General features: G+C 66.0%; 15 protein-coding genes. 3 read left to right on the top strand and 12 right to left on the bottom strand.

Annotated elements, in window-relative coordinates; translation table 11 throughout:
* Nucleotides 1-179 precede the first annotated feature (179 nt).
* On the top strand, nt 180-2,009 hold the full coding sequence (locus AB5K84_RS12995; RefSeq protein WP_441232453.1) for an aminopeptidase P family protein: 1,830 nt from the start codon (nt 180-182) through the stop codon (nt 2,007-2,009).
* A 331-nt stretch (nt 2,010-2,340) separates the two neighbouring features.
* The gene (locus AB5K84_RS12990; protein ID WP_441232452.1) at nt 2,341-3,618 is read left to right on the top strand and encodes a multidrug effflux MFS transporter; all 1,278 of its coding nucleotides are present in this window, start codon (nt 2,341-2,343) and stop codon (nt 3,616-3,618) included.
* A 104-nt stretch (nt 3,619-3,722) separates the two neighbouring features.
* Here the strand turns inward: AB5K84_RS12990 and ligA are convergent, their stop codons facing one another.
* Complete coding sequence (ligA, locus tag AB5K84_RS12985; RefSeq protein ID WP_441232789.1) at nt 3,723-5,870, bottom strand: NAD-dependent DNA ligase LigA; 2,148 nt, start codon at nt 5,868-5,870, stop codon at nt 3,723-3,725.
* A 113-nt stretch (nt 5,871-5,983) separates the two neighbouring features.
* Between ligA and AB5K84_RS12980 the strand changes: the two genes are divergently transcribed.
* Nucleotides 5,984-6,271 carry a GIY-YIG nuclease family protein gene (locus AB5K84_RS12980; RefSeq protein WP_011089332.1) on the top strand — a complete coding sequence of 96 codons (288 nt, stop codon included), beginning with the start codon at nt 5,984-5,986 and terminating at the stop codon, nt 6,269-6,271.
* A gap of 91 nt (nt 6,272-6,362) precedes the next feature.
* Here the strand turns inward: AB5K84_RS12980 and recN are convergent, their stop codons facing one another.
* The 11 genes from recN to ftsW all read right to left on the bottom strand — a co-directional run bounded on the left by recN (nt 6,363) and on the right by ftsW (nt 21,254).
* Nucleotides 6,363-8,036 carry a DNA repair protein RecN gene (recN, locus tag AB5K84_RS12975; protein WP_441232451.1) on the bottom strand — a complete coding sequence of 558 codons (1,674 nt, stop codon included), beginning with the start codon at nt 8,034-8,036 and terminating at the stop codon, nt 6,363-6,365.
* A gap of 13 nt (nt 8,037-8,049) precedes the next feature.
* On the bottom strand, nt 8,050-8,940 hold the full coding sequence (locus tag AB5K84_RS12970; protein ID WP_028176240.1) for an outer membrane protein assembly factor BamD: 891 nt from the start codon (nt 8,938-8,940) through the stop codon (nt 8,050-8,052).
* Between the two features lie 247 nt (nt 8,941-9,187).
* On the bottom strand, nt 9,188-10,150 hold the full coding sequence (gene lpxC / locus AB5K84_RS12965; protein WP_011089335.1) for a UDP-3-O-acyl-N-acetylglucosamine deacetylase: 963 nt from the start codon (nt 10,148-10,150) through the stop codon (nt 9,188-9,190).
* Between the two features lie 357 nt (nt 10,151-10,507).
* Entirely contained in the window at nt 10,508-12,313 is a 1,806-nt protein-coding gene (gene ftsZ, locus AB5K84_RS12960; RefSeq protein WP_011089336.1) for a cell division protein FtsZ, read from the bottom strand.
* An 87-nt stretch (nt 12,314-12,400) separates the two neighbouring features.
* Complete coding sequence (gene ftsA / locus AB5K84_RS12955) at nt 12,401-13,723, bottom strand: cell division protein FtsA (protein ID WP_011089337.1); 1,323 nt, start codon at nt 13,721-13,723, stop codon at nt 12,401-12,403.
* Entirely contained in the window at nt 13,720-14,748 is a 1,029-nt protein-coding gene (locus AB5K84_RS12950) for a cell division protein FtsQ/DivIB (RefSeq protein ID WP_028176241.1), read from the bottom strand. Before AB5K84_RS12950 ends, ftsA begins: the two co-directional genes overlap by 4 nt.
* A gap of 339 nt (nt 14,749-15,087) precedes the next feature.
* Entirely contained in the window at nt 15,088-16,074 is a 987-nt protein-coding gene (locus tag AB5K84_RS12945; protein WP_375762307.1) for a D-alanine--D-alanine ligase family protein, read from the bottom strand.
* A gap of 156 nt (nt 16,075-16,230) precedes the next feature.
* On the bottom strand, nt 16,231-17,148 hold the full coding sequence (gene murB / locus AB5K84_RS12940; RefSeq protein ID WP_441232450.1) for a UDP-N-acetylmuramate dehydrogenase: 918 nt from the start codon (nt 17,146-17,148) through the stop codon (nt 16,231-16,233).
* A 112-nt stretch (nt 17,149-17,260) separates the two neighbouring features.
* Nucleotides 17,261-18,664: a UDP-N-acetylmuramate--L-alanine ligase gene (murC, locus tag AB5K84_RS12935; RefSeq protein ID WP_441232449.1), complete on the bottom strand. Its 1,404-nt coding sequence runs from the start codon at nt 18,662-18,664 to the stop codon at nt 17,261-17,263.
* Between the two features lie 289 nt (nt 18,665-18,953).
* Nucleotides 18,954-20,054, bottom strand: a complete 1,101-nt coding sequence (gene murG / locus AB5K84_RS12930; protein ID WP_011089342.1) for an undecaprenyldiphospho-muramoylpentapeptide beta-N-acetylglucosaminyltransferase — start codon at nt 20,052-20,054, stop codon at nt 18,954-18,956.
* Between the two features lie 48 nt (nt 20,055-20,102).
* Nucleotides 20,103-21,254, bottom strand: coding sequence for a putative lipid II flippase FtsW (gene ftsW, locus AB5K84_RS12925; protein WP_028176246.1), 1,152 nt, complete (start codon nt 21,252-21,254; stop codon nt 20,103-20,105).
* Between the last annotated feature and the right edge of the window lie 120 nt (nt 21,255-21,374).

Genomic DNA, 21,374 nt, shown 5'->3' with positions numbered 1-21,374 from the left:
CCTCGCCGTTGAGTAGAAACACTTGCTCGAATTTCCCTGTTATCCGGACGGAGCTCAAAGGCCGCATCCCTTTACTCCACTCGACTCAAGCGGAACTTTTTCAAGCACAGTCCATGCCAGATGCGCCGCGAATGCGTCCACATTGCGGAGCGATCCCCATAATCCTAAAGTGGTCCACCATGTTCGAAGCACACTTCCAGACATTCGAAGAGCCCGAGGCCGGCGTCGCATTGACGGCGCGCCTTGCGGCGCTCCGCGAAGAACTCGCCCGCCGCAAGCTGACCGGCTTCGTCATTCCGCGCGCCGACCAGCAGCAGAATGAATATGTGGCGCCCTCGGAAGAGCGGCTCGCCTGGCTGACCGGCTTCACCGGATCGGCGGGACTGGCGGTGGTGCTGACCCGCGAAGCCGCATTGTTCGTGGACGGCCGCTACACGATCCAGGCGGCCAAGCAGGTCGACGCAAAGGCCTGGGCGGTGGAGTCGCTGATCGACCCGCCGCCGGAGAGCTGGGTGTCGGCGCATCTGAAAGCCGGCGACCGCCTCGGATTTGATCCATGGCTGCACACTTTTGCAGCAGCCGAGCGCCTCGCCGCCGCCTGCACCAGGGCCGGCGCCGAGCTGGTGGCGGTCGACAGCAACCCGGTGGACGCGGTCTGGCACGACCGGCCGCAGCCGCCGCTTGCTCCCGTCGCCGTGCACGGAGTGCAACATGCCGGCATCGGCGAGGCCGAGAAGCTGGCTCAGATCAAGAGCGAGATCACCAAGCTCGGCGCCGATGCGCTGGTGCTGTCGGACAGTCATGCGGTGGCCTGGACTTTCAACATCCGCGGCGCCGACGTCGCGCATACCCCGCTGCCGCTGTCCTACGCGCTGGTGCCGAAGGACGGACGGCCGACCATCTTCATCGACCACCGCAAGCTCTCCAACCTGACGCGCGACCATCTCGAGCAATCGGCCGACGTGCGCGAGCCCGATGCGATGGCGCCGACGCTGATGGCGCTGGCCAAGAGCGGCGCCGCGATCGCGCTCGACAATGCCACCGCGGCCGACGCGCTGAGCCGGCTGATCGCCGGCGCCGGCGGCAAGCCGGTGCGCGGCAGCGATCCGATTGCGCTGCTCAAGGCGGTCAAGAACGCGACCGAGATCAAGGGCACGCAGACGGCGCATCGCCGCGATGCCGTGGCGCTGGCGCGCTTCCTCGCCTTCATCGATCGCGAGGCGCCCAGCGGCAAGCTCACCGAGATCGACGCGGTGGAGGCGCTGGAGACATTCCGCCGCGACACCGGCGCGCTGAAGGACGTGTCGTTCCCGACTATATCGGGCACCGGCCCGAACGGCGCCATCGTGCACTACCGCGTCACCCGCAAGAGCAACCGGCGCATCGCGCCCGGCGACCTGCTGCTGATCGATTCCGGCGCGCAATATGAAGACGGCACCACCGACGTGACGCGCACCATGGCGATCGGCGAGCCCACGGGCGAGATGCGCGACCGCTTCACCCGCGTGCTGCGCGGCCACATCGCGATCGCGCGCGCGATCTTCCCCGACGGCACCAATGGCGCTCAGCTCGACACGCTGGCACGGCAATATCTCTGGGCCGCCGGCGTCGATTTCGAGCACGGCACCGGCCATGGCGTCGGCAGCTATCTCAGTGTTCACGAAGGGCCGGCGCGGATCTCGAAGCTCGGCACCACGCCGCTGAAGCGCGGCATGATCCTCTCCAACGAGCCCGGCTACTACAAGACCGACGGTTTCGGCATCCGCATCGAGAACCTCGAGCTGGTCGTCGCCGCCGACATCAAGGGTGCCGAGAAGCCGATGAACGCGTTCGAGACGCTGACCCTGGCACCGATCGACCGCCGGCTGATCGACGTGGCGATGCTGAGCAAGGACGAGCTCGACTGGCTCAATGCCTACCACGCGCGTGTGCGGGCCGAGGTAGGGCCGGCGCTGGACGAGGCAACGAAGGCGTGGCTCGATCAGGCGACGGCGGAGCTGAAGGCGTAAGGTCGTCATTCAGAGTGCAGCGCATAGCACTACGCGATTTGTGCAAGGCTGCTTCCCGGGTCTCGCCTTCGGCGAGCCCGATGACAGGCTCCGGCGGGGCATCCAGTACGCCGCAGCGTCTCCCTATCCCACTTCCGTCCCTGGAATACTGGATTCCCCGCCTTCGCGGGGAATGACACCGCATTTGTGGAACGAGACGTGCGCCCAGTCGGTCTCCATCGCGCTGTTATTATAACCGTCCCAAAATCCGAATAGCCGCATTCCGAAACGCCGATATCCGTCTTGCGCGAGCACGCTACAGTCCGATTCGAACTGTCAGAGACGGACACGCATGCACGGCATGATCAGCAGGCCGCCGGAAGCGGCAATGAAGACCATCGCGACCTCGCGCGTGGTGTTGCTGCTGCTCGTCGTCATGACCGGCATTGCGCCGATCTCGCTCTACATGCTGGTTCCGGCGCTGCCGGTGCTGGCGACGAACTTCGGCAGCGACATCTCGATCGCGCAGATGACTGTGTCGCTCTTCATGGTCGGCATCGCCTGCTCCCAGCTGATCATGGGGCCGCTGTCGGACAAGTTCGGGCGGCGCCCGGTGCTGCTCGCAGGGCTCGCGCTGATGGTGGCGGCGAGCGTTGCCTGCATCTTCGCGCAGAACCTGCCGCAACTGATCGCCGCACGCTTCTTCCAGGCGCTGGGCGGCGCCACCGGCATGGTGGTGAGCCGCGCCATCATCCGCGACATCTACGAGCGCCAGCGCGTCGCCTCCATGATCAGCCTCGTCGTCGCGGCCCTGATGATCGGACAGATGCTCTCGCCGCTCACCGGCGGCCTGATCGAGACCGCGTTCGGCTGGCGCGCGATCTTCTACGCCATCACCATCGGCGCAGTTGCGGTCGCCGTCGGCATCGCCGTGGCGCTGCCGGAAACGCGTCGCAGCCGCGCCGCCGGCAGCGGCTTTCGCGCCGACATCGGCACCCTGATCAGGAACCGCGCCTTCGTCGGCTACGTGATGTGCCAGGTGCTGGCCTCGCAGATCATCTTCACCTTCGCCGGCGGCGGCCCCTACATCGTGGTGACGCAGATGGGCCGCAGCAGCGCCGAATACGGCGCGTGGTTTGCTACGTCAGGCTTTGCGTATCTCGTCGGCAATCTGCTCTGCGTGCGCTTTGCGCCGCGCCATTCGCTGGAAAAGCTGATCTGGTTCGGGCTCGGCCTTCAGCTCGGCGGCAGCCTTTTGAACCTGTTCTGGAGTTTCGCCGGCTGGAATGAAGCGCCCGCCTGGCTGTTCGGCACGCAGATGATCGTGATGGCCGGCAATGCCTTCGTGATGGCGAATTCCGCCGCCGGTGCGATCAGCATCCGCCCCGAAGCGGCCGGCACCGCGTCCGGCGCGATGGGCTTCCTCCAGCAGGGCATCGGCGCGCTGATGTCGCAATTCGGCGCCTATCTCGGCGGCCACTCCTCAACGACACTGCCGCTGACCTCCGCCGTGCTCGCGATCTCGCTGCTCTGCGCCTGCATGATGATCTTCGTCGTCCCCCGCCGCGAGGTCGTGGTGAGCGACGCGCTGATCGAACAGGCGGAGGAGGAAGAGAGCGGGATGATGTAGAGGGATTTTTCTCCGTCATTCCGGGGCGCCTCAAAGAGGCGAACCCGGAATCTCGAGATTCCGGGTTCGATGCTTCGCATCGGCCCGGAATGACGGAATCAAGATCACTCCGCGATCAGCTTCAGCCACTCGTCTTCGGTCAGCACCTTGACGCCGTGCTTGTTGGCCTCGGCGAGCTTCGAGCCGGCGCCCGGGCCGGCGACGACGAGATCGGTCTTCTTCGACACCGAGCCCGACACCTTGGCGCCGAGCCGCTCAGCGGTGGCCTTGGCTTCATCCCGCGTCATCTTCTCCAGCGAGCCCGTGAACACCACGGTCTTGCCGGCGACGGCCGAGTTGCTCTTCGGCTTCTCGGCGTCGACGATCTCGACCTCCTTGGTCAGGCGCTCGACGATGCCGCGGTTGTGGCTCTCGCCGAAATAATCGGCGATGCTCTTGATCACGGTGTCGCCGATCTGGTCGAGCGCATCCATGTCCGCCATCGCCTCCTCGTCGCCCTTGGCGACCTTGAGGCAGGCGTCGTGGAACGCCTCCCAGGAGCCGTAGCCGCGCGCCAGCGCCAGCGCGGTGGTCTCGCCGACATGGCGCATGCCGAGCGCATAGACGAAGCGCTCGAGCGCGATTCTGCGCCGGCTCTCGATGGCGGCGAAGAGGTTGCGCACGGAGGTGGCGCCGTAACCCTCGATCTCCTCGAGCTTGAGTTTCGCGTTGCGCTTCTCCAGCGTGAAGATGTCGGCGGGCTCTTTCACAAAACCTTCGTCGAAGAAATACTGGAGCTGCTTCTCGCCGAGGCCGTCGATGTCGAAGGCCCGCCGCGACACGAACAGCTTGAGGTGCTCGATCTTCTGATAGGGGCAGGCGAACTCACCGGTGCAGCGGGCGCGCGAGCCCTCTTCGCCCGCGGCCGTCTCCTCGCGCGTGACGTCGGTGTGCAGCGGGCACGGGCACGTCTTGGGGAAGTGGAATTCCTTGGCAGTCTTCGGCCGCTTGTCGAGGACGACGTCGACCACCTGCGGGATGACGTCGCCGGCGCGCTGGATCACGACGGTGTCGCCGATCCTGATGTCGCGCCCCTCGCGCAGCACCTCGCCCTTGTTGCCGATGCCCTTGATGTAGTCCTCATTGTGCAACGTGACGTTCTGCACGATCACGCCGCCGACGCCGACCGGCTCGAGCTTGCCGACCGGCGTGAACGAGCCGGTGCGGCCGACCTGGATCTCGATGTCGCGCAGCACCGTCATGGCCTGCTCGGCGGGGAATTTGTGCGCGATGCCCCAGCGCGGCGTGCGCGAGACGAAGCCGAGGCGCTCCTGCCAATCGATGCGGTCGACCTTGTAGACGACGCCGTCGATGTCGTAGTCGAGCTCGGCGCGCTCTTCCTCGATCCTCTGGTGGAACGCGATCAGCTCCTCGACCGAGTGGCACAGCCTGGTCAGCGGATTGGTCTTGAAGCCGCAGCGCTCGAACCAGTGGATCATGCCGGTCTGCGTCTCCTCCGGCATCGCGCTCATCTCGCCCCAGGCATAGGCGAAGAAGCCGAGGGGGCGCGAGGCGGTGATGGTCGGATCCTTCTGGCGGAGCGAGCCGGCCGCCGAGTTGCGCGGATTGGCGAAGATCGTATCGCCGGCGGCCTTCTGCCGCTCGTTGAGCGCGAGGAACGCCTTCTTGGTCATGTAGACCTCGCCGCGTACCTCGCAGATGTCGGGGACATTGCGGCCCTTCAGCTTCTGCGGCACGTCTTCGAGCGTGCGGATATTGGCGGTGACATCCTCGCCCTCCGCACCGTCACCGCGCGTCGCGGCAGTGACGAGCTCGCCGCCCTCATAGCGCAGCGACATCGAGAGACCGTCGATCTTCGGCTCGGCGGAGAAGTCGATCTTGTCGTCGTCGAGCTTCAGGAAGCGCACGATGCGGCCGACGAAGTCGCGCACGTCCTCTTCGGCAAAGGCGTTGTCGAGCGACAGCATGGGGACGGCATGCCGGACCTTCCTGAAGCGGCCTGACGGCGCCGCGCCGACCTTCTGCGAGGGCGATTCCGCGCTGACGAATTCCGGAAAGCGTTTTTCGATCGCATTGAAGCGCTGGCGCAACGCGTCGTATTCGGCGTCGGTGACGGTGGGCGCGTCATCCTGATAGTAGCGCTTGTCATGCCCTTCGAGCTCCAGCGCGAGCCGCATGAGCTCGACCTTGGCCTGCGCCTTGGTGAGCTCGGCGACGTCACGGAGCGGTTTGGATTTTGCTGCTCTTGCCATCATACTTAAGGTTCTAGCTCGTCGTTCCGGGATGGTCCGAAGGACCAGACCCGGAACCTCGAGATTCCGGGTTCGCACTTCGTGCACCCCGGAATGACGGTGGGGAGGGGCTCATGGCGTATTACGTCTATATCCTAGCAAGCCGCCGCGATGGAGCAATCTATGTCGGCATCACCAACGACCTCGTACGCCGCACCTACGAGCATCGAATCAAGGCTGTTCCCGGATTCACAACGAAATACAATATTACTCGGCTGGTCTGGTTCGAGATTTATGATGATCCGATTTCAGCGATATCGCGTGAGAAGGAGTTGAAGAAGTGGAAGCGAGCCTGGAAGGTTCAGTTGATCGAGAAAACGAACCCGACTTGGGATGATCTGTACGAATCGATTTGCAGCTAAGCCCGTCATTCCGGGGCGGCGAAGAGCCGAACCCGGAATCTCGAGATTCCGGGTTCGATGCTTCGCATCGCCCCGGAATGACAGTGTGTAACTAAGCCGTCGCCGCCTTGAGCAGCCGGTCCGCGGCCGCCCGTGCCTCGGCGGTGATCTCGGCACCGGCGAGCATGCGGGCGATCTCCTCGCGGCGGTGGTCGGCGGCCAGCGCGTTGACGCGGGTGGCGACGCGCTTGCCCTTGTCGAGGGCGTCCTTGGAGATGAGCAGATGCTGGTCGGCCCGCGCGGCGACCTGCGGGGCGTGGGTCACGGCCATCACCTGGACCTTGCCGGCAAGCCGCGCCAGGCGCCCGCCGATGGCGTCGGCCACCGCGCCGCCGACGCCGGTGTCGATTTCGTCGAACACGAGCGTCGGCGCCGAGCCGCGGTCAGACAGCACGACCTTGAGCGCCAGGAGAAAGCGCGACAGCTCGCCGCCGGAGGCGACCTTCATCAGCGGGCCCGGCTTGGTGCCCGGATTGGTCTGCACCCAGAACTCGACGCGATCAAAACCTTGCGGCCCCGGCGCGGCCTCGTCGGTCTCGACCTGGGTCATGAATTTCGCGCGCTCGAGCTTGAGCGGGGCGAGCTCGGCATTGACGGCCTTGTTGAGCTTCTCGGCCGATTTCTGCCGCGCCATCGACAGTTTCTTGGCGGCCGCGGCATAGCGGCTATCTGCCTCGATCGCAGCCTGCTCCAGCTTCTTCAGGCGCGAGGCACCGGCATCGATCAGCACGACGTCGGCGGCGTATTTGGCGGCGAGCGCGGCGAGCCCGTCGACCGGCGTAGAATATTTGCGCGAGGCAGCGCGCAGGGCGAACAGCCGCTCCTCGATGCGTTCGAGCTCGGCCGGATCGAAATCGGTTGCGGCGAGCGCGGCCAGGAGATGCTGGTCGGCTTCCTCCAGCGCGTTGATCGCGGCGTCGATCGCCTTGACTGCGGGCTCGACCAGCGCCGGCGAATTGACGCCGCGGCGCTCCAGCCGGCGCACCGCGGCCGACAGCGCCGCGACCGGAGAGTGGTTGCCGCCCACCGCCTCCTGCGCCTCGCGCAGGTCGGAGGCGATCTTCTCGCCCTGCATCATCGTGGTCCGGCGGGACGCCAGCGAGGTCTCCTCGCCGTCCTTGGGGGCGAGCTGCTTCAGCTCGTCGGAGGCGTGGCGCAGGTAGTCGGCCTCGCGCGCGGCCCGCTCCATGCCGGCGCGATGCTCCTCCAGCTCGGTGTTGGCGGTGCGGCGCGCATCCCAAAGCGACTCGACGACCGCAACGTCCTTCTCGAGGCCGGCAAAGGCATCGAGCAGGCGGCGGTGCGTGGCGGCATCGACCAGCGCGCGCTCGTCATGCTGGCCGTGAATCTCGACCAGAGCGGCGCCGACCGCTTTCAGCGTCTGCACGCTGATCGACTGGTCGTTGATGAAGGCGCGGGTGCGGCCGTCGGCGAGCTGGACGCGGCGGAGAATCATCTCGCCGGTGTCGTCGAGACCGTTCTCGGCGAGGATCGCCGCCGCGGGGTGATTTTTGGGGATATCGAAGACGGCCGTGACCTGCCCCTGCTCCGCGCCGTGGCGCACGAGGCCGGCGTCGCCGCGGCCGCCGAGCGCCAGCGCAAAGGCATCGAGGAGGATGGATTTGCCCGCACCGGTCTCGCCGGTCAAAACCGCGAGGCCCGTCGCGAATTCGATATCGAGCCGTTCGATCAGGACGATGTCACGGATCGACAGACGCGCTAGCATGGAACCAAATTTCCTAGCCGAGGCCCATTTTCTTGAAGGTCTTGCTGATCCAGGACCCCTGATTCTCGCTCGGCTCGAGACCACCCGATTTTACAAGATTATAGGCGTCCTTGTACCAACGGCTGTCAGGAAAATTGTGGCCAAGCACAGCGGCCGCGGTCTGCGCCTCGCCGACGATGCCGATCGCCATATAGGCTTCGGTCAGCCGGTAGAGCGCCTCCTCGACATGGCGCGTGGTCTGGTACTGCGTGACCACGGCCTTGTAGCGGTTGATCGCCGCCGTGTAGTCGCGCTTCTGCATGTAATAGCGGCCGACGTTCATTTCCTTTCCGGCGAGCTGGTCGCGCGCGCCCTCGATCTTGGCCTTGGCCGAGGTCGCGTATTCGGACGTCGGATATTTGCGGATCACCTCTTCCAGCGAGGCGATCGCCTTCTCGGTGCGGCTCTGGTCGCGGCTGATGTCCGGGATCTGGTCGTAATGCGAGGCGGCGATCAGGTATTGCGCATAGGCCGCGTCCGGGCTGCCGGGATGCAGCGTGACATAGCGGGTGGCGGCGCCGATGCAGCCGTCATAGTCGCCGCCCTGGTAGGACGCATAGGCGGACATCAGCAACGATTTGCGGGCCCAGTCGGAATAAGGATGCTGGCGGTCGACCTCTTCGAACTTCTTGTTCGCCGCCTTCATGTCCTTCTTCTCGTTCATGAGGTACAGGCCCTCATTGTAGATCTTGTCGGCGGGCTCCTCGACGAAGGTGTCGTCCTTGGCGGTGAACTTGTCCCAGAGCGCGCCGGTGCCGCAGCCGGCCAGCGGCAGCGCGAGCATGATGAAGGTGACGGCCTGAAGCCCCCCGCGCGCGCGAGGCGAGATCGAAAGATATCCGCGCGTCATACGCTGTGCCGACATGAGTTTTAAGCCCTGACGCCCTGTGATGCGGTGCCCGCCAGCCCACGAACCCCGTCATGGGCGCGAAATGATGCCGTGGTGCCTGCCATGCGACCACGCCGATGTATCCGAAAAACGATCGTTAACCAACCGTATGGGCAGGCATTTCGCCCGGATTAAGGCGAACGTGCCGCAATGCTAGTCGATCATGGTTACCAGGAGTTTCCCGGGGACAGCCGCCGCCAGACGCCCGCGGCCACAGGTGTCTTCAGGACACGTCCGGCCCGTAGGCCGCGGCAATCCGGCCGCCGACAATACCGCGACCGGTTTCGGCCACGGGACGCGTGGTGCGGCGGACCGCCTCGCCCTCGACCACCCGCCAGGCGGTACGATCGGCAAGCAGCGCGGTCAGAACGGCGTGGTTGAGCTTGTGGCCGCCGCGCACCGAGCGGTAGGCGCCAAGCAGCGGCAGCCCGGCCAGCGCGAGGTCGCCGATCACGTCCAGCACCTTGTGGCGGACGCATTCGTCGGCGTAGCGCAGGCCCTCGGTGTTGAGCAGCCGCTCATCGTCGAACACGACGGTGTTGTCGAAGGAGGCGCCGAGCGCGTAGCCCGCGCTCCAGAGCCGGGCGACGTCGCACATCAGGCCGAACGTCCGGGCGCGGCCGACTTCGCGGCGGAAACGTTCCGGGTTGAGGTCGAAGGCGTAGCTCTGCCGGCCGATGACGGGGTTGGCGAAATCGATCTCGACCTCGGCGCGGAACCCGTTGGCGTGGGGCCGTATCTCGCCGAAAGAGTCGCCGATCTTGACTGAGATCGGCTTCAAAACCTGAATGAAGCGGCGCTGCGCCGGCTGGGTGACGATGCCGGCCTGCTCGATCGCCGCAATGAAGGCCGCGGCGCTGCCGTCCATGATCGGCACTTCCGGCCCGTCGATCTCGATAGCTGCGTTGTCAACGCCCATACCCCGCAGCGCAGCAAGCACGTGCTCGGCGGTGGAGACCAGCGGACCGTCGCGATCGCCGAGGACGGTGGCGAGATCGGTCGCGATCACCTGCTCGGCGGTCGCCTGAACCTCGCGGTCACTTCCCTCAAGGCCGGTACGGACAAAAACAAAACCTGCGTCAACAGGCGCAGGTCCAAGCGTGAGGGTGACGGGAAGACCGGAATGAACGCCGACGCCAACCACGGTGGCTTGCGCACGAAGCGTTGTTTGCCGGCTAAATTTCATCAGGAACCGCCCCACTACGACCACTGCGACTTATACAAACCTGACAGACTGGCCAAGGCCGCCGTCCGAATCCGTATCCCCAAGTCACGGCAAACCATAGTCACTGCCTCAAACAGCGCCAACTCACGCTTTTTTACCGATTGTTACCCCAAACCTGCCGTATTCGCGCCAAGGCTTAACCAAATTGCGCCGAGGTTTTGGGCTGCTGCCGGCGGTTTTACTGAACCACCCAATGCATAATTAATGATTTAAAATCAGTTGCTTGGCCATGCAATCCGGGCATGCCCGGTGAAAATGGAAAGGCCCCGGCAAGCTTGCTGCCGGGGCCTCTTTGCGTCTGCCTTATTGTAACAATCCTCAGGTCGCCTGACGCCGCAGGAAGGCCGGGATATCAAGATGGTCGTCACCCTGTGGCGCCGGCGCAACAGGCGCGGAACGGCCATGCACGTCGAGGCCCTGCGGCGCGGGACGCCGCGCATACTCCGATACCGGTTCGGTGGCCGCGATCTGCTGTGCCACGCTCTTCTGCGGACGACGCTCCGGCAGCGGCGGTATCGCCGGACCAGCGGTGCGGGCGGCGACCGGCGGCTCACTCTCCTCGTCGCGGCGGCCAAGGCCGACATTGGCGAGGCGCTGGAGCAGCGACAGGCGGGTCTTCTGCGGGGTCTCTTCTTCGACTTCGCCGCGGGCCTGACGAATCTCGGCCTGGGCCGGCATCGGCAGCTCCTCGAGGCGCGGCATCCGCGGCGCACGCATCGGCGCACGCTCGGCCTGCGGCGGGATGAAGGTTTCCGGCGTCATCGGCTCCTGCATCGCGACCGGGGCCTGCTCAGGCTCCGGGAACAAGGTCGGCTTCTGCGCGATCGGGCGCACGGTGACGTCGCCATAGGTCTGCATCGGCGCGGGCGCCTGCGGAACGTCGGCAACGGCAGCCGCGATGGCGGCGAGCGCAGCACGCTCGACGTTCGGACGCGGCGCCACCGGCGCGGCAGCGGCCGGCGCGAATCCAGACACTGGGGCCTGCGCATCCAGCTTCTGGGCACGTTCGGCCAGGCGCTGGTTGTCGGCACGCAGACGCGCGGTCAGGTCGGCGAGACGGCTCTCGGCGGCGGCGGCCGGAGCTGCGGGAGCCTGCTGCACCTGCGGCGCTGCGTTCGCGACCGGAGCGGAGGTAGCCTGGCTGTTGCGGGCGATCGCGGCCTGCTCGATGCCGGTGGCGACGACCGAGACGCGGATCAGGCCATCGAGCGCTTCGTCGAAGGTGGCGCCGACGATGATGTTGGCGTCCTGGTCGACTTCCTCGCGGATGCGGGTTGCGGCCTCGTCGACCTCGAACAGCGTGAGGTCCTTGCCGCCGGTGATGGAGATGAGGAGGCCCTTGGCGCCCTTCATCGAGCTATCGTCGATCAGCGGGTTGGCGATCGCGGCTTCCGCGGCGGTCAGCGCGCGCTTGTCGCCGGAGGCCTCGCCGGTGCCCATCATCGCCTTGCCCATCTCCCTCATCACCGCTCTCACGTCGGCGAAGTCGAGGTTGATCAGGCCTTCCTTGACCATCAGGTCGGTGATGCATGCGACGCCCGAATAGAGCACCTGGTCGGCCATCGCGAAGGCGTCGGCGAAGGTGGTCTTCTCGTTGGCAACCCGGAACAGGTTCTGGTTCGGGATGATCAGGAGCGTGTCGACAACCTTGTGCAGCTCGTTGATGCCGGCTTCGGCGGTGCGCATGCGGCGGCCGCCTTCGAAGTGGAACGGCTTGGTGACGACGCCGACGGTGAGGATGCCCATGTCGCGCGCAGTCTTGGCGATGACGGGAGCAGCGCCGGTGCCGGTGCCGCCGCCCATGCCGGCCGTGACGAACACCATGTTGGCGCCCGAGAGATGGTCGCGCAGCTCGTCGATCACCTCTTCCGCCGCCGCGGCGCCGACGTTCGGCTGCGAGCCGGCGCCGAGACCTTGCGTGACCGCCGTGCCCATCTGCACGATGCGCTGCGCCTTCGACATCGTCAGCGCCTGCGCGTCGGTGTTGGCGACGACGAAGTCGACGCCCTGCAGGCCCGCCGTGATCATGTTGTTGACGGCGTTGCCGCCGGCGCCGCCGACGCCGAACACGGTGATCCGGGGCTTCAGTTCGTGAATGTCAGGAACATTGATGCTGATGGTCATGTTTGCCTCTCGATCACGCGCGCGTGGGTTCGCCCCGGCCGGCGGCCGCGGGAGTTGGTGAAAATGAGAAATTGCGGAAAGGAGTCATCAGAAGCCCTCGCGTAGCCATCGTCCAACCTTTCCGAAATAACCGCCGGTCCCTGTCCTGACCTGCTGCCGCGTATGCCGCGGTTCGACATGCTCCTGGTGAACATATTGCGGGTAGACGAGGAGTCCGGCGGGCACCGCGAACGCGGCGTTCTTCGCCTCGTTGGGCAGCCGGCCGAAGCCGAGCGGACGTCCGACCCGCACGGGCCGGCCGAGAATCTGTGTTCCGAGTTCGACGAGACCGGTCAGTTGCGAGGCGCCGCCCGAGAGCACGACGCGGCCGTTGGGCTCTGATGCGAAGGGCGAATCCTTCAACCGGTCCCGGACCATTTCGAAGATTTCCTCGGCACGGTGCTTGACGATGTTGGCGATGGTGGCGCGGGAGACGATCTGTGGCAGATCCTGCTCGTCACCGGCTGTCGGCACAGACATCAGCTCACGCGAGTCCGATCCGCCGGTGATGACGGTCCCGTATAACGTCTTGATTCGCTCGGCATCGGCAATGGTCGCGGACAGTCCGCGCGCGAGATCCATCGTGATGTGTTGCCCGCCGACCGCAAAACCGGCCGCGTGCACGAAGCGGCCGCCGGCATAGACCGCCATCGTGGTGGTGCCCGCGCCCATCTCGACGACGGCCGCGCCGAGATCGGCCTCGTCGTCGGTCAGCACCGACAGGCCGGCGACATAGGGGCTCGCCGCCATGGCTTCGACATTGATGTGGCAGCGCTCCACCGCGAGCATCAGGTTCCGCGCCACGGTGGCGTCACAGGTGACGACGTTCATGTCGACACCGAACTGATGCGCGACCATGCCGCGGGGATCGCGGATGCCCTTGACGCCGTCGAGCGTGTAGCCGACCGGCAGCGCGTGCAGCACGGTGCGGCCCTCGCCGGTGGCGTGGCGCATGCCGGTGGAAGTGACGCGGCTGACGTCGGCCGGCGTCACGGCGCCGCCGCGGATGTCGGCGGCGGCTTCGACCAGCTGGCCGGAGAGCCGGCCGCCGGAGACCGAGAGCAGCACGGACTCGACCCGCACCTTGGCCATCTTCTCCGCAAGCCCGACGGCCTGGCGCACCGCCTGCTCGCATTCGCCGAGATCGACCACCGCGCCGGCCTTCATGCCGCGCGACTGGATCTGGCTGTAACCGATCAGCTCCACCGCGTGGGTGCGGCCGCGCAACGCCTCGCTCGGCGCCGACGGCTTCAGCCGCGCGATCATGCAGGCGATCTTGCTGGTGCCGATGTCGAGGCAGGCGACGAGCCCGCCGCGCTTGTGCGGCATCTGGCGCGTCTTCGGCGTCTGGGTGCGATCGAGACCGGTCATGCAGCGTCCCCGGCCTTCTTTTTCTTCTTGTCCTTGAACTGCTCTTCGCGCGCCTTGGCGGCGTCCTCGGACAGCTGCACCACCAGGCGATCGGGCAGGCGCATGTCGACGGCGACGATGTCGCGGGAGAACAGCTTGTCTTCCTTGTCGAGCCTGGACAGCATCGCAAGCGCGTTGCCGACGTCCTGCTCGGGCAGGCGGATGTCGAGGCCGTCCTTGAGCCTCAGGTTCCAGCGCCGCTCGCCGACGAAGATCGCGGCCTTGGTGATCGAGTTGACCTGCGGATAGCGCGCCAGCAGCGCGAGGAAATCGCGGGCCTGCGTGTCGGCGCCCTTGCCGACCACGAGCGGCAGCGACAGGAACCGGCGCGAGACATAGGGCTCGAGCACGGCGCCGTCATCGGCGATAACGGAGAGGCGGCCGGCCTCCTGCCACAGCGCGAACGCCTTGCGCTCGGTGAGCTCGATCATGAGCTGGCCCGGATAGAGCTTGAGCACGGTCGCATCCGCGATCCAGGGATTGGCCTTGAGCTTGTCGCGCACGGCGTCGGCGTCGAGGAACAGCAGCGAGGAACGGCCGCTGACGCCGCCGATTGCGAGGATCTCGTCCTGGGTGAGCTGCTTGCGGCCGTTGATCACGACGGAGGTGATGCGGAAGCCGGCGGAATTGGCCATCGCGTTGCGGGCGTCGCTGACCGCCGTGACGAAATCCTGGAGATGGCCGCCTTTGACGATGCCGAAGCCGCAGCTGCCGATCAGCAGCAGCACGGTCATGCTGATCCCGACCCGGCGCGGCAGATAGCGCTCGACCAGCGCGACCACGCGCGGCGGCGGCTCGCGCTCGACCACGGCCTTCGCTTTGATCTTGTCCTTGGCGGCAGCGCGTGCGGCGTGAAGTCTTTCCTGGCGCTTGTCCTGCACCCACTCGCGCAGAAGCACGACCGCTCCGATAGCGGCCGCCTTCAGATCAGCTTGGGGCCTCAGCGATCTGAAAAACGACCGGGTGAGGCTTCCTGCACCATCCATTGCACGAGCTCGTCAACAGTTTGCCCGCGACATCGCGCGGGTCCTGGCGAACATGACGTCTCGGACTTGCCGGGTCGGATCAGCAGACGAAGCCTCTCCCATCAAAGCGTTCGCTGGAGGTGACATCACCCGCAACAGCTCACGCGCCGGCAGCCAAAGCGCCATATGCGCCGCCAGCGTTAACCTTCGGATGTCCTGGTAAACAAAAGGTAAAGTTCGTTAACGCGGGACGCTTTTTGCCCAGCCATGTGAGGCATTTATGCCGCGATCTCCGGCATTTTACCGGATTTGGGGCCCAAAACGGGCCGTTTCGCCCGTTTGGCCGTTAACCAGTCCTAATTATTTCCGTACACCCCGCCCGGCGAGCTCGACCAGGCCGCGCAGGAAGTCGACGAACGCGATGCCCTCGGCCTTCAGCGCCTTGGGGTAGAGCGAGGACTTGGTCAACCCGGGGAGCGTGTTGGTTTCGAGATAGACGAGCCCCTTGGCCGAGACGATGAAGTCCGAGCGGGAATAGCCGGTGCAGGACATCGCCCGGTGCGCCAGCATCGCCTGCTGCTTCAGCGCGGCGGTGATCTCGGGCGTGAAACGGCCGGGGCAGATCTCCTGCGTCGTCGACAGAAGGTACTTTGCGGCGTAGTCGAAATTGCCCTCGCCCGGAATGATCTCGATCGGCGGCAGCGAGACGATCGAGCCGTCGGTGCGCTCCAGCACGCCGCAGGTCGCCTCGACGCCGGCGATATAGGGCTCGATCACATACTCCTCGTGCTTCGCGGCATTGCGGACGGCGACGAGGTCCTGCCTGGCGTTGACGAAGATCAGGCCATAGCTCGACCCGTCCCGCGCCGGCTTTGCGATCAGCCGGCCGTATTCGGCGAAGGCCTCGTCGATATCGTCCAGCGCGATGTTTGCGGGCGGCGTCACGCCGCCGAGCGCGGCGAAATGCTTGGCCGCGATCTTGTCGAAGGCGAGATGCGAGGAGGCCGAGCCCGAACCGGTGAACGGCACGCCGCGCGCCTCGCACATCACCTGCAATTCGCCGTTCTCGGCACATCCGCCATGCAGGCCGAGCACCAGCACGCGATCTTCCGCCTTGGCCTGGTCGAGCGCCTGCACCAGCGGAATGCCTGATGTGCCGGGCTTGAACTCGTCCTCGAACGGACGGGCATGTTCGAGCAACTGCTTCGACTGGACGACATGCACCCTGTCCTCGACGTCCCACCACCACAGATCGGCCTCGGGCAGCGCCTGATGCAGCGCCTGGGCCGAGGCAACCGAAACCAGACGCTCCCGGTTGGAGCCGCCGAAGAGGATGGTGATGCGCATGTTCATAGTCCGCAATCTCTCTAGTTCGTCATTCCGGGGCGCGACGAAGTCGCGAACTACGATGCGCAATTGCGCATCTGAGAATCCATCTCTCCACCGTCTCTGCCGCCCGATGGATTCCGGGCTCTCGCTTCGCGAGCCCCGGAATGACGGTGATCATGAAACCCCGATCCGCTTGATTTCCCAATGTAGCTCAATTCCGGAATTCGCCTTCACGCGCGCACGCACGGTCTCGCCCAGCGTCTCGATGTCGTGCGCGGTGGCATCGCCCGTGTTGATCAAGAAATTGCAGTGCATCTCGGAGACCTGCGCGCCGCCGACGCGCAAGCCCCGGCAGCCGGCGGCGTCGACCAGCTTCCAGGCGGAATGGCCGGGCGGATTCTTGAAGGTCGAGCCGCCGGTCTTTTCGCGGATCGGCTGCGCGGTCTCGCGATGGCTCTGCACCTCCGCCATGCGCGCGCGGATCGCATCCGCATCCTTGACCTCACCGCGAAAGCGCGCAGACGTGAAGATGACGGAGGGATCGACGCCGCTGTTGCGATAGGCGAACTTCATGTCGGCATTGGAGAAGACGTGCTTCTTGCCGTCGCGCCCGACGCCGCGCGCCTCGATCAGCACGTCCTTGGTCTCGCCGCCATTGGCGCCCGCGTTCATGCGCAGCGCGCCGCCGATGGTGCCGGGAATGCCGAAATAGAATTCGAGCCCGCCGATGTTCGCGCTCGCGGCAACCTCCGCCACGCGCTTGTCGAGCGCGGCAGCGCCTGCGGTGACGATGTCACCGCTCGCGCTCGCCTCGCCAAAGGCGCGCGGCGCGAGGCGTATCACCACGCCCGCAATGCCGCCGTCGCGCACGATCAGGTTGGAGCCGACGCCGACGACGTAGACCGGAATGTCGGACGCGAGATGCGCGAGGAAATAAGCGAGATCGTCCTCGTCCGCCGGCGTGAACAGCACCTGCGCGGGGCCGCCGACGCGAAACCAGGTCAGCTCGGCCAGCGACTGGTTGGCCAGCAGCCGGCCGCGCAGATCAGGCATCGTCGCTTTGAGTGAGGGTGTGATGTCGGGGAAGCTCATGCGCGAACGCTCCCCAAAAGTGAGGGACGCAGACTGCTTCCGTTCCCTCCCCCCTTGTGGGGGAGGGAGCGCACCATTCCGTGTGGCAAGCAACGAGTGCAGCATCGCCGCCCTACCCCAGCGCCTTCAATTCGCCAGGCAGTGCATACGCCCATTGCGTGATGTTGCCGGCGCCAAGGCACACGACGAGATCGCCCGACTTCGCGAGCCCCTTGACGATGCCCGCGAGCTCCGGCGCCGCCGGCAGCGGGATCACCTCGCGGTGGCCATGGGCGCGCAGGCCCACGACGAAATGATCGCGGTCGATGCCGTCGATCGGCGCCTCGCCCGCGGCATAGACGTCGGCGACGATCACCGCATCGGCGTCGTTGAAGCAGGTGCAGAATTCTTCGAACAGCGATTGCAGGCGGGTGTAGCGATGCGGCTGCACCACGGCGACGATCTTGCCGTTGGTGGATTCCCGCGCCGCCTTGAGCACCGCCGCGATCTCGACGGGGTGGTGGCCGTAATCGTCGATCACGGTGACGCCGTTCCATTCGCCGGTCTTGGTGAAGCGCCGCTTGACGCCGCCGAAGCCGGCGATCGCGCTGCGGATCGCTTCGTCCGACACGCCGAGCTCGCGCGCGACCGCGATCGCGGCCGTGGCGTTGGAGGCGTTGTGCCGACCCGGCATCGGCAGCATCAGATCGGGAATCTCGTGCACGGCACCGGTCTTGCGATCGCGGAACGCGACCTTGAACTTCGATCCACCACCCATCGGGGTGAGGTCGACCAGCCGCGCATCGGCCTGCGGATTCTCGCCGTAGGTGATGATGCGGCGATCCTCGATCTTGCCGACGAGACTCTGCACCACGGGATGGTCGATGCACATCACCGCAAAGCCGTAGAACGGCAGGTTCTCGACGAAATGGCGGAAGGCGTCCTGCACCGCCTCGAAGGTCTTGAAGTGATCGAGATGCTCGGGGTCGACATTGGTGACGATCGCGACATCGGTCGGCAGCTTCAGGAACGTGCCGTCACTCTCGTCCGCTTCCACCACCATCCAGTCGCCGGCGCCGAGGCGCGCGTTGGAGCCGTAGGCGTTGATGATGCCGCCGTTGATGACGGTGGGATCGAGACCGCCGGCATCGAGCAGCGTTGCAACCATCGTCGTCGTGGTGGTCTTGCCGTGCGTTCCGGCGATCGCGACACAGCTCTTCAGCCGCATCAGCTCGGCCAGCATCTCGGCGCGGCGCACCACGGGAATGCGACGTTCGCGCGCCGCCATCAATTCCGGATTGTCGCGCTTGATCGCGGTGGAGACCACGACGACCTCGGCGCCGTCGACATTCTCGGCCTTGTGGCCGACCGAGACCTTGGCGCCCTTCTTGCGCAGACGGTCGAGATTGTAGTTGTCGGAGGCGTCCGAGCCCTGCACGGCATAGCCGAGATTGACCAGCACCTCGGCGATCCCGCTCATGCCGATCCCGCCGATCCCGACGAAGTGGATGGGTCCGATCTCGCGCGGCAGTCTCATGCTCTATCCCGTCGTTCGGTCGTCATGCCCGGGCTTGTCCCGGGCATCCACGAATCCCAGCGTCTTTCTTGCAAGACGTGGATGCATAGGCACTCGGTATACCGAGTGCCGTCATTTTTAAAAGAACCAAGTCGGATAAATCCGACTTGGTCGGACAAGCCCGGCCATGACGAGTAACATTCAAAAGTCGGCCCTTTTTCGTCATTCCGGGGCGCTCGCAACGCGCGCGAACCCGGAATCTCGAGATTCCGGATCGGTCCGCTTTGCGGCCCGTCCGGAATGACGAGTGCTAAAGGCCCGCGACCTTGACCACCAGATCGGCCAGCCGCTCGGCGGCATCGAGCCGCCCCGCCCCCTTCGCGGCCGCGGCCATGGCGGTAAGGCGCGCCGGCTCGGCGGCCAGGGCGGAGATTTCGGAAGCCAACCGATCCGAGGTGAACTCGGTCTGCGGGATGCGGATCGCGCCATCGACCTTGGCCAGCACGCCGGCATTGGCGAACTGGTCCTGGTCGATCGAGCCCGGCAGCGGCACCAGGATCGAGGGCCGGCCGATGGCGGCGAGCTCGGCGACCGTGCCGGCGCCGGAGCGCGACACCACCAGATGGTTGGAGGCGAGCCGCGCCGGCAGATCGGTGAAGAACGGCGCGAGCTCGGCCTTGATCTTGAGCTTGTCGTAGACGGCGCGCACCCGATTCATGTCCTCGTCGCGCACCTGCTGGGTGAGGATGAGCCGGCCCCACAGCGCTGGCTCGAGCCGCTCGATCGCGCCCGGCACGATGTCGGCCATGATGCGCGCGCCCTGGCTGCCACCGACGACGAGCAGGCGCAGCGGACCGTTCGCCTCGGGCGCGGCATAGGGCACGGCGGCAGCGGCAAGGACCGCCGGCCGCATCGGCGTGCCGACGGTCGTGGTCTTGCCCGATAGCGCGGGGTCGCGGTCGAGCACGCCCGGCAAGGACGTCGCGATGGCGCGGACGCGGCTCGACAGAAACCGGTTGGCGCGGCCGAGCACCGCATTGGCGTCATGGATGATGCCGGGCACGCCGGCGAACTTTGCCGCGACCAGCGGCGGCAGCGTCGGATAGCCACCGAAGCCGACGACGGCGACGGGCTTCAATCGCTTGATCAGGCTGTAGGCCGATAGCGTGCCGGCGGCGAGCGTGAGGCCGGCATAGGCGACTTGGAACGGATTGCGGCCGCGCGCGGTCTCGCTCGAGACGACGTCGATCATATCCTTGCTGAACAGCCCGCTATAGCGCAGCGCCCGCTCATCCGTGACGAGGCGGACGCGAAAGCCGCGCCGGATCAGCTCGACGCCGAGCGCCTCGGCCGGAAACAAATGGCCGCCGGTGCCGCCCGCGGCGAGAAGAATCAAAGGGGAGGTTTCCATAAACGCCCTTTTACAGGGCCTCCGCCGTCATTGCGAGCCGGGCAACGGTCACGCGTAGCTGCGCATCGCCTCGGCGTGGCCGCTTGCCTCGACCTCGGTGCGCGGGCGCAGCCGCGTCAGCGCCAGCATCATGCCGACGCCATAGGCGAGCGACACGATCGAGGAGCCGCCGTAGGAGATGAAGGGCAGCGTCATGCCCTTGGCGGGGATGAGCTGGAGATTGACCGACATGTTGATCGCCGCCTGAACGCCGAACAGGATCGCAAGGCCGGAGGCCGCAAAACGCGAGAACATGTCCTCATTGGCGTAGGCCCGCGACAGCGTGCGGATGACGACGAAGGCGAACAGCGCCAGCATGGCAAGGCACAGGATGATGCCGAACTCTTCGGCGGCAACCGCGAACACGAAGTCGGTATGACTGTCCGGCAGGCTGCGCTTGGCGATACCCTCGCCCGGTCCGAGCCCGAACCAGCCGCCGTTGTAGAAGGCCTCCATCGCGGTATCGACCTGGAAGGTGTCGCCCGAGGCCGGATTCATGAAGCGCTTGATGCGGCCGGCGACGTGCGGGACGAACAAATAGGCGCTGAACAGCCCGGCGGCGCCGAGGCCGGCGAGCCCGAACACCCAGATCATGCGCATGCCCGCGATGAAGAACAGCGAGCCCCACACCATCAGGATCAGCATGGTCTGGCCGAAGTCCGGCTCCATCACCAGCAGCGAGACCAGCATCAGGAGCAGCACCAGCGCCATCGAGGTCGCCGGCATCTCAGGCCGCCTGGTCGATTCCGCGAACAGCCAGGCAGCAATGACGACGAACGATGGCTTTGCGATTTCGGAGGCCTGGATGTTGACGCCGAGCAGCGTGATCCAGCGCCGCGAGCCCTTCACTTCGGGGCCGATCGCGAGCGTCACCGCGATCAGGATGATGCTGACCGCGAAGATGAGTAGCGCGCTTCGCCGGATCGCGCGCGGCGACAGGAAGGAGACGCCGAGCAGCACCAGGCAGGACGGCGCCAGGAACATCACGTGCCGGCTGAAGAAGTGGAACGGGTCGAGCCCGATGCGGGTCGCAACCGGCGGGCTCGCCGCCAGCGACAGGATCACGCCGGTCAGCATCAGCGCCAGGATGGCGCCCATCAGCGGCTTGTCGACGGTCCACCACCACTCGGAAAAGGGGGTGCGTTCTTCACGGGAGAGCATGGGCGGCCGCTTTCGGACAGAGGTCGGTCCATTGGTCGCCGAGGTTGGTTACCGGGGGGTTAAGGAAAAGCGGATGTTTCGAGATAGGGGGAGCGCTCACCTCACATGCTCGTCATGCCC

It is taken from the genome of Bradyrhizobium sp. 1200_D9_N1_1 (assembly GCF_052075915.1).
GTDB lineage: Bacteria > Pseudomonadota > Alphaproteobacteria > Rhizobiales > Xanthobacteraceae > Bradyrhizobium > Bradyrhizobium diazoefficiens.
Note: the sequence above shows the minus strand (reverse complement) of the source record. Positions and strands in the feature narration are given on the sequence as shown.